9 protein-coding genes are annotated in these 11703 nt (G+C 72.2%); 6 read left to right on the top strand and 3 right to left on the bottom strand.

The features are described from left to right. The first annotated feature begins 13 nt into the window (after positions 1–13). The 5 genes from OU787_RS06735 to OU787_RS06715 all read left to right on the top strand — a co-directional run bounded on the left by OU787_RS06735 (position 14) and on the right by OU787_RS06715 (position 3855). Positions 14–946, top strand: coding sequence for a heavy metal-binding domain-containing protein (locus tag OU787_RS06735; protein ID WP_051817193.1), 933 nt, complete (start codon positions 14–16; stop codon positions 944–946). Between the two features lie 132 nt (positions 947–1078). Further along, positions 1079–1909 (top strand): heavy metal-binding domain-containing protein, encoded by an 831-nt coding sequence (locus OU787_RS06730; protein ID WP_030461526.1) that lies wholly within the window; start codon positions 1079–1081, stop codon positions 1907–1909. Positions 1910–1996: 87 nt separating this feature from the next. Then, entirely contained in the window at positions 1997–2428 is a 432-nt protein-coding gene (locus OU787_RS06725; protein ID WP_268658835.1) for a hypothetical protein, read from the top strand. A 243-nt stretch (positions 2429–2671) separates the two neighbouring features. After that, the gene (locus tag OU787_RS06720) at positions 2672–3433 is read left to right on the top strand and encodes an HNH endonuclease family protein (RefSeq protein WP_268658834.1); all 762 of its coding nucleotides are present in this window, start codon (positions 2672–2674) and stop codon (positions 3431–3433) included. Positions 3434–3477: 44 nt separating this feature from the next. Then, on the top strand, positions 3478–3855 hold the full coding sequence (locus OU787_RS06715) for a nuclear transport factor 2 family protein (protein ID WP_268658833.1): 378 nt from the start codon (positions 3478–3480) through the stop codon (positions 3853–3855). A gap of 89 nt (positions 3856–3944) precedes the next feature. On the opposite strand, the gene OU787_RS06710 is transcribed toward OU787_RS06715, so the two are convergent. The 3 genes from OU787_RS06710 to OU787_RS06700 all read right to left on the bottom strand — a co-directional run bounded on the left by OU787_RS06710 (position 3945) and on the right by OU787_RS06700 (position 10105). Continuing rightward, entirely contained in the window at positions 3945–6062 is a 2118-nt protein-coding gene (locus OU787_RS06710) for an ArnT family glycosyltransferase (RefSeq protein ID WP_268658832.1), read from the bottom strand. Positions 6063–6456: 394 nt separating this feature from the next. Further along, complete coding sequence (locus tag OU787_RS06705; RefSeq protein ID WP_268658831.1) at positions 6457–7593, bottom strand: alpha/beta hydrolase; 1137 nt, start codon at positions 7591–7593, stop codon at positions 6457–6459. Positions 7594–7771: 178 nt separating this feature from the next. Next, positions 7772–10105: a glycosyl hydrolase family 18 protein gene (locus OU787_RS06700; protein WP_268658830.1), complete on the bottom strand. Its 2334-nt coding sequence runs from the start codon at positions 10103–10105 to the stop codon at positions 7772–7774. Between the two features lie 310 nt (positions 10106–10415). On the opposite strand from OU787_RS06700, the gene OU787_RS06695 reads away from it, so the two are divergent. Next, positions 10416–11507 carry a HoxN/HupN/NixA family nickel/cobalt transporter gene (locus OU787_RS06695; RefSeq protein WP_030461519.1) on the top strand — a complete coding sequence of 364 codons (1092 nt, stop codon included), beginning with the start codon at positions 10416–10418 and terminating at the stop codon, positions 11505–11507. Positions 11508–11703 lie beyond the last annotated feature (196 nt).

Here is an 11703-nt window from a genome sequence, read left to right as displayed (position 1 = left end):
GGGGGTGGGCGGCATGACGGGGGCCTGGGACGGTGCGGGGCTGCCGCCGGTGGCGGCGGCGCGGGTCGCCGAGGGGCGGGACGGCGGGACGTGGTCGTCGGCGCTGTCCACGGGCGAGTTCGCCGCGATCAGGTCGGTCGGGTTCGAGCCGGTCGGCCAGGTGATGGGGTCGGCGGTCTACCGGGTCGGCCGCAGCGGCCAGTACTGGGGGTACCACGCCTGCGGCTACCGCAGCGGGTGGTTCAACGGCGGCAACCCCGCGCCCGTCGCCCTGTCCGGGCAGGGCGCGCCCTCCGCCGCCCTGGTGCAGGTGCTGGACGACGCCCGGCGCGCCGCACTGGGCCGGATGACCGCCGAGTGCACCGCGCTCGGCGGGGACGGCGTGGTGGCGGCCCGGCTGACGATGGCTCCGTTCCCGGCCGCGCCGCACTGCCTGGAGTTCAAGGTGATCGGCACCGCGGTCCGCGCCGCGGGGAACGTCCGCCCGTACCGCCCTTTCACCTCGCACCTGGACGGCGCGGGCTTCGCCAAACTGATCACCGCGGGCTGGGTGCCGGTCGGCCTGCTGGTCGGCATGTCGGTCGGGGTGCGCCACGACGACTACCGGACCGGCCTGCAGCGGTTCTCCTGGTCCAACCAGGAGGTGGACGGCTGGACCGACCTGGTCCGGCAGGTCCGGGCCGACGCCCGGGCCCAGCTGCGCCGGCAGGCGGCCCGCTGCGGCGGCCGGGGCGTGATCCTCGCCGACCACGGCCTGCGGGTCTGGGAGGAACCCTGCCTGGCCAGGGACAAGCAGACCGACCACATCACCGAGAGCACCCTGGTCGGCACCGCCGTCGTCCGCTTCGCCACCGCCCCCGCCCGGCCGCGCACCCTCACCGTCATGCCGCTGAACGGCGACGGCGACCGGCTGCGCCGCCGCCTCGCCCAGGCGGCCCGCCGGTAGCGGCGGACCCCCACCGGACCGCACGCCACACCGGCGCCGTACACCGCGCACCAGCGCCGCACGCCATACCGGCGCCTGACACCGCACCAGCGCCGCACGTCACATCAGCACAGCCATGGGGAGACTGACCGGATGAACACCTTCGATCCCACCGCGCAGGGCGTGCCGGCCGACGCGATGCGGCGGCTCGCCGAGTTGCAGCCCGGCAAGCCGGGCTCGATCTTCACCAGCGACCTGTCGGTCAACGAGTTCCTGCTGGTCCGAGAGGCCGGGTTCCGGCCGATCGGGCTGGTCCTGGGCAGTTCGATCTACCACGTCGGGATCCAGCTCGGCCGCTGGGGCAAGAACCAGGAGCTGGAGACGCTCAGCCAGGCCATGTACCACGCGCGCGAGTTGGCGATGGCCCGGATGGAGGCCGAGGCCGCGACCCTGGGCGCGGACGGGATCGTCGGCGTCCGGCTGAGCGTGGAGGCGCGGGACTTCGGCGCGGACATCGCCGAGTTCATCGCCATCGGCACCGCCGTCAAGGCCGACCACCCCGCGCCCGGCGGCACCGACTGGCGCAACAACAAGGGCCAGCCGTTCACCTCCGACCTCTCCGGCCAGGACTTCTGGACCCTGATCCGGGCCGGCTACGCGCCGCTCGGCATGACCATGGGCACCTGCGTCTACCACATCGCGCACCAGAAGATGAGCTCGGTCTTCTCCAACCTCGGCAAGAACGTGGAGATCGAGCCGTTCACCCAGGCCCTGTACGACGCCCGCGAGTTGGCGATGGCCCGGATGCAGGCCGAGGCCGAGGCGCTGGGCGCCGAGGGGATCGTCGGGGTGCAGCTCAACGCGCACAACCACCGCTGGGGCGGCCACACCACGGAGTTCTTCGCCATCGGCACCGCGGTCCGCCCGCTGCGCGAGGACCACGAGATCGAACGGCCCACCATGGTGCTGAGCCTGGACGGCTGAGGCCCGGACCGCCGCCGCGCCCCGGACCCGTAGGCTCGCTGCGGACAGCGCGGGCGCACCCGCCGACCGACCGCACCGAGGAGTGACATGACCGACGGCCAGCTCGAACCGGCCGCCCCGGACGAGGGCTCGATCGACCTGCTGACGGCCGCCCTCCGCCGGGACGCCGCCGACCTGGAGGCGTACACCCGGGTGCTGGCCGGCGCGCTCGCGGACGCCCTCCCGGCGGACGCGGTGACGGTCGGGCGCCGGCGCGGCCTGGCCGACCGGATGGCCGGGCGGCCAGGCCGGATCGAGCGGCTGGACGTCTCGACCGACGGGCAGCGGCTCAGCCTGACCGTCACCGGGGGGCGGGCGGTGGCCGAGGTGTGCCAGGTGGTGCGCGGCGTGGTGCTGTCGCGGCGGCCGGTGCCGCTCGACGAGTGGACCCGGGAGCTGGCCGCGGCCCTCACCGCCCGGGCCCGCTCCGACGCCCGCGCCCGGGAGGCGCTGGAACGGCTGCTGCTCGGCGACCGGTGACCGGTGACCGGGGGCGGGGCGCCGGGGTCGGCGACCGGTGACGGGGGCCGAGGGCTGGGGCGCCGGGGCCGGTGACCGGTGATCTTCGGTCGGTGGCGGAGCGGGAACGGGTCAGGCGTGCGGCGGGACGATATTTGCCCGTTTTGTGAGGTGGGTCATGCTGCGGCCCGAACGGCTTGACCCGGCGGGGCGGGGCTGGTCTCCTGGTGGGCCGTCAGAGTCGCCCAGCCGCAGAGGAACACCGTGCGCTCCCGCCGTACCGCCGCAGTCGCCGTCCTGTTGCTCGCCCCGTTGGCCCTCGCCGGGTGCACCAGTGCGAAGAAGGGGCCCTCGGGCGGTGCGGGCTCCGGCTCCGGCTCCGGGGCGGTGTCGCAGGGCACGAACCCGCTGCAGAACCCGGACGGCACCAAGCCCGGCCTGGCGCCCGTCACCGCCGACGCCGACAAGAAGGCCGGACGCGACCTGATCGCCCAGGTCAAGACGGCCGACCCGGGCCCGAAGACCGGCTACGACCGGGACCAGTTCGGACCGGCCTGGACGGACAACGTGGACGGCGTGCCGATGGGGCACAACAACTGCGGGACCAGGGACGACGTGCTGGCCCGCGACGGCAAGGGCGTCGAGCACAAGGACGGCTCCGCCTGCGTGGTCACCGCGATGACCATCTGGGATCCGTACACCGGCAAGACCGTGCAGTGGACCAAGCAGCAGCCGTCGAAGATCCAGATCGACCACGTGATGCCGCTGTCCTACGACTGGCAGCAGGGCGCCTCGCAGTGGGACAAGGCCAAGCGGGTGCAGATCGCCAACGACCCGCTCAACCTGATCCCCGCCGACGGCTCGCAGAACGCCTCGAAGGGCGACGCCGGCCCGGCGACCTGGCTGCCCGCCAACACTGAGATCCGCTGCTCGTACGCGATCCGCTGGGCGCAGGTGTCGCTGAAGTACCAACTGCCGGTGACGCCCGCCGACAAGAAGACCATGCTCGCGCTGTGCGGCGGCTGAGGCGGGGAGCCGGGCGCGCCCGGAACGGCTGGTATTACTAGGACATGCAGGAAGAGATTGCACGCTCCGCGATCGACACGTTCATCTCCGCGTTCAACGCCTCGGACGACAGCTACGTCGCGGCTCTGCTCGCCCAGGCCCTGACCTCGGACGTGGTCTTCTGGGGGCCGCTGGGACGCAGCGAAGGGATCGCGGCGGTCGAGCGGTTCGTGCTGGACATCCGGCACCACCCGGCGGGGACCGGCACGATGGCGCGCTGCTCGGCGGTGGACGTGCCCGACGAGTGGGCCCGGTACCGGTGGGTCTTCACCACGCCGGACGGCGGTCCCCGCCTGGTGGGGACGGACGTGGTCCACCTGCGGCGGAGCCTCATCGACCAGGTCATCGTCTTCGCGGGGGAGATCGGACCGCTCGCCCCCTGAGCCGACGGCCCGAGGCCGTCCGGGCTCCCCGGGGGTGGGGAGTCCGGACGGCCTCGGGGGCTTTCCGGGGCGGGCGCGCCGGTCTCCGGTCAGAGGCCGGGGGACTTGGGCGCCGCGGTCAGGTCGTACAGGGTGGTGCTGCCGACGGTCTTGGCGGTGTAGGTGGACTCCACCCAGGAGGTGATCTCCGAGGAGTAGTTGGAGCCGCCCATGCTGCCGCCGCCCATGCCGCCGAAGCCGCCGCCGCCGATGAACCAGTGCACCTTGCCCTCCTTGACCAGCTGCTTGAAGCCGTCGAGGGAGAGCGACGGGTCGCTGCCGTTGAAGCCGCCCAGCGCCATCACCGGTTCGCCGCTGGCGAGTTGGTAGCTGGCCTGGTTCTGCGAGCCGACGGCGGCCGCGACCCAGGTGTACTTGCCGGCGTCCTGCTTGAGCAGGTCGGCCACCTCGGAGGAGACCCGGGCGCCGTTCAGCAGGCCGCCCATGCCGCCGCCGCCCATGCCGCCACCGAAGCCGCCGCGGCCGGTGCGGCCGTCCCGGCTCTCGCCGGTGCTGCCGGTGCCGGTACCGCCGGGGAAGCCCGGGAAGGTGCCGGTGCTGCCGGTGCCGGTGCCGTTCCGGGTGCCGCCGGGGAAGTTCGGCATGCCGCCGCCGTTGGTGCCGCCGGTGCCGGTGCCGGTGCCGGGGAAGCCCGGGAAGGTGCCGTTCTGGCCGCCGTTGCGGTTGCCGCCGGGGAAGCCGCCTGCGCCGCCCGGGAAGCCGCCCCGGCCGCCGAAGCCGCCGCTCCGGACGGCCGGTCCGGCGGTGACGATGGAGCCGCTGTGGCCGGTGGAGACGGTGTCGAGGGCGTACGCGGCCGGGCCGGCCAGGCCGGCGGCCAGCGCGGTGAGGCCCGCGACGGTGGCGATCCGGCGGCCGGGGCGGCCGGGGATGCGGCCGGCCAGCAGCAGGGCGATCGCGGCCAGGACGCCGCCGATCAGCACCGCGTTTCGCAGCCAGGGCACGAACTGCGAGCTGCGGCCCAGCAGTTGGTGCGCCCACCAGGCGGTGACGGCGACCGTGACGGCCAGCACGGCCGCGTACGGGAGGCGGTGGCGGGCCCGCCACAGGCCGTCGGCGCCCATGCCGACCAGGGCGGCGACCGCCGGGACGAGGGCCACCGTGTAGTACTGGTGGAAGATGCCGGACATGAAGCTGAAGGTCAGCGCGGTGGAGAGCAGCCAGCCGCCCCAGACCAGGAAGCCGATCCGGGCCGAGTCGGTGCGCGGGTGACGGCGGGTCGCCCACAGGCCGAAGAGCAGCAGGATCAGCGCGGCGGGCATCAGCCAGGCGATCTGCCCGCCGATGTCGCCGTCGAACAGCCGGGTGATGCCGGTGGAACCCCACATGCCACCGCCACCGCCGCCCGCCCGGCCGCCACCGCCGCCGACCGAGCCGGTCTCGTCGCCGGTGATCCGGCCGAAGCCGTTGTAGCCGAAGGTCAGCGAGAGGAAGGAGTTGTCCTGCGAGCCGCCGATGTACGGGCGGGCGGAGGCCGGCATCAGCTCGACGATCGCCACCCACCAGCCGCCGGCCGCCAGCATGGCGAGGGTGCCGTACAGCAGTTGGAGGAAGCGGCGGCCCGGGTTGGTGGGCGCGCAGACCAGGTAGACCAGGGCGAACGCGGGCAGCACCAGGAACGCCTGCAGGGTCTTGGTGAGGAAGCCCAGGCCGAACATCACGCCGACGAACACCAGCCAGCGGGTGGAGGCCGTCTCGGTGGCCCGGACGGTGCCGTACGCGGCCAGCGTGAGCAGCAGCACCAGCAGGGCGTCCGGGTTGTTGAAGCGGAACATCAGCGCCGCGACCGGGGTGAGCGCCAGCGCGGCGCCCGCGACCAGGCCGGCCAGCGGGGTGAAGCGGCGGCGCACCGTCGCGTACACGGTGGCGACCGTGCCGACGCCCATCAGCACCTGCGGGGCCAGCACGCTGAACGAGCTGAGGCCGAACAGGCGGGCGGAGAGCGCCATCGGCCACAGCGACAGCGGCGGCTTGTCGACGGTGATGAAGTTCGCCGAGTCCGAGGAGCCGAAGAACATCGCCTTCCAGCTGACCGAGCCGGCCTGCACGGCGGCCGAGTAGAAGGCGTTCGCCCAGCCGGAGGCGGTCAGGTTCCAGAAGTACAGGACGGCCGTCGCCAGCAGCAGGCCGAGGAACGCCGGACGCACCCACCGCGGGTCGTCCGGGCGTCCGCGCCAGGTGCGGGCGGGCAGGGTGCGCAGCCGGCCGGCCCAGGAGGCTCGGCCCTTCGGGCCGGCGGGGGCAGCGCGACGGGCGGGAACAGCGTCTCAGCGGGCCGCTCGCGTTCGGCCCCGGCGGGCGGGAGCGGCGCCGCCTCGGGCCACGCGGTCGGCCCGGCTGCGGCGTCGGCCGCGACCGCCGGTGGCGGGTAGTTCGCGGCGTCGGGCCACGGCTCGCTGGTCGGAGGAACGGAACTGGACGTGGTCATGGGCAATACGCTCGGAGGCGAGGCTGAGAGGTTGATGAGAGGGGGCTATGAGGCCGCTCTAATCTCCGGGCGTACGGGTGGACCTGCGCTGCCGCGCGGGGTCTGACGCGGTGTCAGCCGGCCGCGGGGGCCGGGGTGGGCGGGGCGAGGCGGGTGCCGAGCCAGGTGAGGGCCGGGGGGATCTCGCGGGTCCAGGTGTGGAAGTTGTGGCCGCCGCTGTCCAGGGTGATGGTGGACACCCGGGTCGGGGCCTTGAACGCGGCGACCATCTGCTGGGTGGGCTGGTAGTTCTCCTCGTTGCGGCTGGTGGCCAGCAGCAGCGAGACCGGCGGGGCGGGGTGGTTGCGCAGCCGCCACAGCAGGTCGTTGTCCTGCTTGACCTGGTCGCTGCCGCCGAACAGGTCGCCGGTGGTGGGGTCGTTGTGCACCTCGTAGTAGCCGGACAGCGAGATCGCCGCGCGGTACGCGTCGGGCTTGCGCACCGCGAACTTGACGGCGCAGTAGCCGCCGGTGGAGTCGCCGATCACGGCCCGCGACTCGGGCCGGTCGTCGACCCGGTAGGAGGCGGACATCGCCTTCGGCAGGTCCTCGGTGAAGAAGGTCTCCACCTGCGGGCCGTTCGGGACGTCCATGCACTCGGTGTCGCGGTTGCCGACCAGGGTGGGCCGCATCATCACCAGCACGGTGGGCGGCAGCTCCCTGGCCTCGATGGCCTTCAGGGTGGACGCCGGGTACTGCAGCAGCGAGATCAGCTTCTCCGGGGTGCCCGGGTAGCCGGACAGCGCCAGCACCATCGGGAAGCGGCTGTTCGCGTAGGCGGGCTGGAAGTACTGCGGCGGCAGGTAGACGTACGCGGGGGTGCCGGTCAGGCCGGTGCCGGTGCCGTGGATCTCCACCTTCTGGATCACCCCGGAGCGGTCCTGGGCGGAGCCCTGCGCGGAGTACATCTTCTGCTCGCCGGTCACCGAGACGGCCTTGCCGCCGGGCTGGTGGTCGACCACGGTGCCGGGGCTGCCGTCCAGGCCGAGCAGGTCGCTCCAGGTCGAGTAGAAGCCGAAGTACGAGTTGGCGACCAGCCCCATGGCGACCAGCACCGCGACCTGGGTGCCGAGGAACGCCCCGATCCGGCCGAGCCAGGACCGCCAGCCCCGCCCGCCGAGCCGGGGCCACAGCCACATGGTGGCGGCGAACGCGGCGACGGCCGCCAGGACGGCGATGATCTGCAGCGGAAGTCCGGTCAGGCTGGGCACCCGATGATCGTAAGGTACGCCTTCACGAAGCTCACAGTCGGCTCCCAGCAGGTTCACGGTTTGGCCAAGGCGGCCCCAAGCACACCCCAACCCGCCTGCGGCGCGGGCCCGGGCTGAGAAGGCGGCGGCCCGCCGCACCCATGGGGAAGGTGCGGCGGGCCGCCGGTCCGGGGAGGGGTCAGCCCAGGCTGGTGGAGATGGTGTTGAGCAGGGTGGAGTTGTCGTCGTCGTTCTCCAGGGCGAAGGCGAACATGCCGCCCAGACCCTTGTTCTTCGCGTACGCGGCGCGGGCCTGGATGGCCTTCGGGTCGTCGCCGGTCCAGAAGTTGGTGCCGTCGTAGACCCAGGTGCTCTCGGTCACCGGGTCCCAGTGGGTGTTCTGGGCGGTGAGGGCGAGCTCGCGCCAGCTGGCCAGGCCGGCCTCCTGGCTGCCGGGCTTGGCCGGGGTGGCGCCGGTGGCCTTCTGGTACAGGCCGTAGTTGTCACCGGCCTGGACGCCGGTCCAGCCGCGGAAGTAGAACGGGATGCCGAGGATGATCTTGTTGGACGGGAAGCCGCCCTTGATCCCGTACTCGGGCAGGCCGGTGGTGTACGCGGCCAGCGTGGTGTCCACGTTGTACTTGGCGGTGCCGGGGGCGATCGGCGTGGTCGGGTCGGCCGGGCTGTCGTGCAGCGGGTCCTGGAGGTTGGTCGGACCGGTGGCGTCCCACGAGCCGTGCATGTCGTACGTCATGATGTCGGCGTAGTCCAGGTACTTGCCGATCTGGTCGGTCTCGATGTACTGGATCTTGTCCTGGCCGGACGGCAGCGCCGCGGTGAGCAGGAACTTCTTGCCGACGCTCGCGCCGTACGAGTCGAGCTGGCTGCGGAACTCGGCGAGCAGCGCGGTGAAGTTCTGCTTGTCGGCCGCGGAGTAGTGGTTGCCGGTGTGGCCGCCGGCCGAGCCCGGGTACTCCCAGTCGATGTCGATGCCGTCGAAGATGCCCGCGCCGGTGGCCGCGCCGCCGGAGGCGTCGCCCGCCACGCCCGTCGGCAGGTTGCCCTTGAGGAACATGTCGATGCAGGAGGAGACCAGCTTCTTGCGCGAGGCGTCGGTGGCCGCCGCGTCGGAGAAGTACTTGGAGTACGTCCAGCCGCCCAGCGAGAGGGTGACCCGCAGGTTGGGGTTCTTCGCCTTGAGCTGGCGCAGCTGGTTGAAGTTGCCCTTCAGCGGCTGCTGCCAGTCGTCGGCCGAGCCGTCGACCGAGATGGCGTTCGAGTAGTCCATCTGGTAGTCGGCGTACGCGTCGGCCGCGCCGTCGCCCGCGTTCGGGTTGTCCTCGTGGCTGGCGTCGGACGCCTTGACGGCCTCGAAGCAGTTGAGGTTGGTCGGGTGGATGTTCTCGAACGCGTAGGAGATCACGTCGAGCTTGCCGGCCGCGCCCGAGGTGTCCACGTTCTTCGGGTAGTAGGCGGCGTCGTAGACCGACCACTGGTCGAAGTAGGCCGACTTGAGCGGCTTGGCGGCGGGCGCGGCGGAGGTGGTGGCGCTCACCGCGGCGGACTGCTGGGAGGCGTGCCCGGCCTTGTCGTACGCCTGCACGGTGAAGGTGTACGAGGTGTTCGGCAGCAGCGAGGAGACGGCGATGGTGGTGCCCATCGAGGTGCCGACCAGCTGGCCCTTCGACCACACCTTGTAGCCGACGTAGTTGTCGGTGGAGTCGGTGGAGGCGTTCCACTTCAGCACCACGGCGTTCGAGGTGGCCTTGGTGACCGCCACCCCGCCCGGCACGGTGATCTTGCCGTCGCCCGAGGGGCCGTTGCCGGTGCCCGAGCTGGAGCTCGCGGACGGCGACGGGGAGGTCGAGTTCGACGGGCTGGGGGAGGTGGAGTTGGACGGGCTCGGCGAGGCCGAGGTCGAGCCGGACGGGCTCGGCGAGGCGCTGGTGCCGGTGCTGGTGGAGGGGGACGGGCTGGAGCTGCCGCCGCCGTCCGGGCCGGTCAGGGTCAGGTCGTCCGCCTGGTAGGCGCCGGTGCCGTACCAGCCGTGGGTGAACACCGTCACCGAGGTGGTCGACGCGCCCGTGGTGAAGGTGGTGCTCAGCTGGGTGTAGTTGGTGGCGCCGGGCGTCCAGGTGGAGGCGTTGACGCCGGTGCCGGTGGCGCCCAGGTACACGTAGCTGCCCTTGAGGAAGCCGGAGAGGGTGTACTTGGTGTTCGGCTGGACGGTGACGGTCTGCTGGCACTGGCCGGTGTCCGCGGCGGTGGCGTTGCCGTTCAGGGCGTAGGAGCCGCCGTGCACGGGGGTGGTGACCACCGAGCCGCTGGTGCAGGTCCAGCCGCTCAGCGTGCCGGACTCGAAGTCGCCGTTGGCGAGCAGGTTGACGGTGGCCGCCGAGGCGGAACCGAGCGAGAGCGCGAGCGCGGTGGAGCCGACCGTCATCGCGGCGGCCACCACCAGGGCGCCGGCGCGGCGGCGGGAGGGGGCCCGGCGCGGGGTCGGTTCGGTGGTGGGCGTGGCCCGTTCAAGCATGGAGGAACCTCCGGAGAAGTGGGGTTGTCCGGTAGGTGCGGCGGCCGTGGGGACCAGGTGGGAGCCTGCGCGCCTGGGGTGAGCGCGTCACCTAGATTGGACTGGACCATTCGCCCGGGTCAAGGATTTCGGCCCACGAACCGTCAGGAACCTTTCCGATCGGTCCTTTTGCGGGAGCGGGTCCGGAGCGGGGGTGGCGCCGTTGTGCGCCCCTGGCTCGTAGTTGCACATGACTTGCAATTACGAGCGGATAAAAGGAAAGATGGCCCAGCTCACCGCCCCCGCGGCACCCTGTTCGGAAGGAAGTCCCATGGCAGCGCCCAGCCGTCTGCGCGACCGGCTCACCCGGGAGGAGTGGCTCCGGCTCGCCGGGATGGGCGGGTTCGTCCTGCTCCTGCACGTGGTGGGCTGGGTCACCCTGCTCGCGGTGATCGCCCCGAGGCACTACGACGTGGGCGGCCAGGTGTTCGGCGCCGGGATGGGCCTCACCGCCTACACCCTGGGCATGCGGCACGCCTTCGACGCCGACCACATCGCGGCGATCGACAACACCACCCGCAAGCTGATGGGCCAGGGCAAGCGCCCGCTCTCGGTGGGCTTCTGGTTCTCGCTCGGCCACTCGTCGATCGTCTTCGGGCTGTGCGCGCTGCTGGCGTTCGGGATCCGCTCGCTGGCCGGGCAGGTCGAGTCGGACGACTCGACGCTGCACCAGGCCACCGGCCTGATCGGGGTCAGCGTCTCCGGCACCTTCCTGGTGCTGATCGGCCTGATCAACCTGGGCGCGTTCAACGGCATCCTCAAGGTGTTCCGCAAGATGCGCCGGGGCGAGTTCGACGAGGCCGAGCTGGAGCGCCAGTTGGACAAGCGCGGCTTCCTGAACCGGATCCTCGGCCGGGTCACCCGGGCGGTCACCAAGCCCTGGCACATGTACCCGGTGGGCCTGCTGTTCGGCCTCGGCTTCGACACCGCCACCGAGGTCTCGCTGCTGGTGCTGGCGGGCGGCGCGGCCGCGTTCGCGCTGCCCTGGTACGCGCTGCTGGTGCTGCCGATCCTGTTCGCGGCCGGCATGAGCCTGCTCGACACCATCGACGGCTCGTTCATGAACTTCGCCTACGAGTGGGCGTTCTCCAAGCCGGTCCGGAAGATCTACTACAACCTGACGGTGACCGGCCTGTCGGTGGTGGTGGCGCTGGTGATCGGCGTGATCGAACTGGTCGGGCTGCTCGCGGAGAAGCTGGACATCACCGGCGGACCGATCGGCTGGATCGGCTCGCTGGACCTCAACCTGGTCGGCTACGTGATCGTCGGCCTGTTCGTGGTCACCTGGGCCGGGGCGCTGGCGTTCTGGAAGTTCGGCCGGGTCGAGCAGAAGTGGGGCGCGGGGCTGCGCGAGCAGTCGTAACGCGGCGGGCGGGCCGACGGCCGTCGGTCGTCGGCTGTCGGCCGGGATTCGCGGTTCGCGGTTCGCGGTTCGCAGGGGAGGGGTGCCCGTCCGGGCGCCCCTTCTGGCGTTCCCGGGGCGGGAGGTTCGCGCAGGTGGGGAACTGTTCACGTCCGCACCCTTGTCGCGTCAACTTCTACGCGCGTATCTTCTGGAA

Origin of the sequence: Kitasatospora sp. YST-16 (assembly GCF_026802215.1) — a bacterium.
GTDB classification, from domain to species: Bacteria; Actinomycetota; Actinomycetes; order Streptomycetales; family Streptomycetaceae; genus Kitasatospora; species Kitasatospora cineracea.
Note: the sequence above shows the minus strand (reverse complement) of the source record. Positions and strands in the feature narration are given on the sequence as shown.

What these genes read in the sequence shown, in the direction of transcription:
- OU787_RS06700 (WP_268658830.1), bottom strand. Translation starts at nt 10,105, where the DNA reads ATGCTTGAACGGGCCACGCCCACCACCGAACCGACCCCGCGCCGGGCC.
- OU787_RS06725 (WP_268658835.1), top strand. Translation starts at nt 1,997, where the DNA reads ATGACCGACGGCCAGCTCGAACCGGCCGCCCCGGACGAGGGCTCGATC.
- OU787_RS06715 (WP_268658833.1), top strand. Translation starts at nt 3,478, where the DNA reads ATGCAGGAAGAGATTGCACGCTCCGCGATCGACACGTTCATCTCCGCG.
- OU787_RS06695 (WP_030461519.1), top strand. Translation starts at nt 10,416, where the DNA reads ATGGCAGCGCCCAGCCGTCTGCGCGACCGGCTCACCCGGGAGGAGTGG.
- OU787_RS06730 (WP_030461526.1), top strand. Translation starts at nt 1,079, where the DNA reads ATGAACACCTTCGATCCCACCGCGCAGGGCGTGCCGGCCGACGCGATG.
- OU787_RS06735 (WP_051817193.1), top strand. Translation starts at nt 14, where the DNA reads ATGACGGGGGCCTGGGACGGTGCGGGGCTGCCGCCGGTGGCGGCGGCG.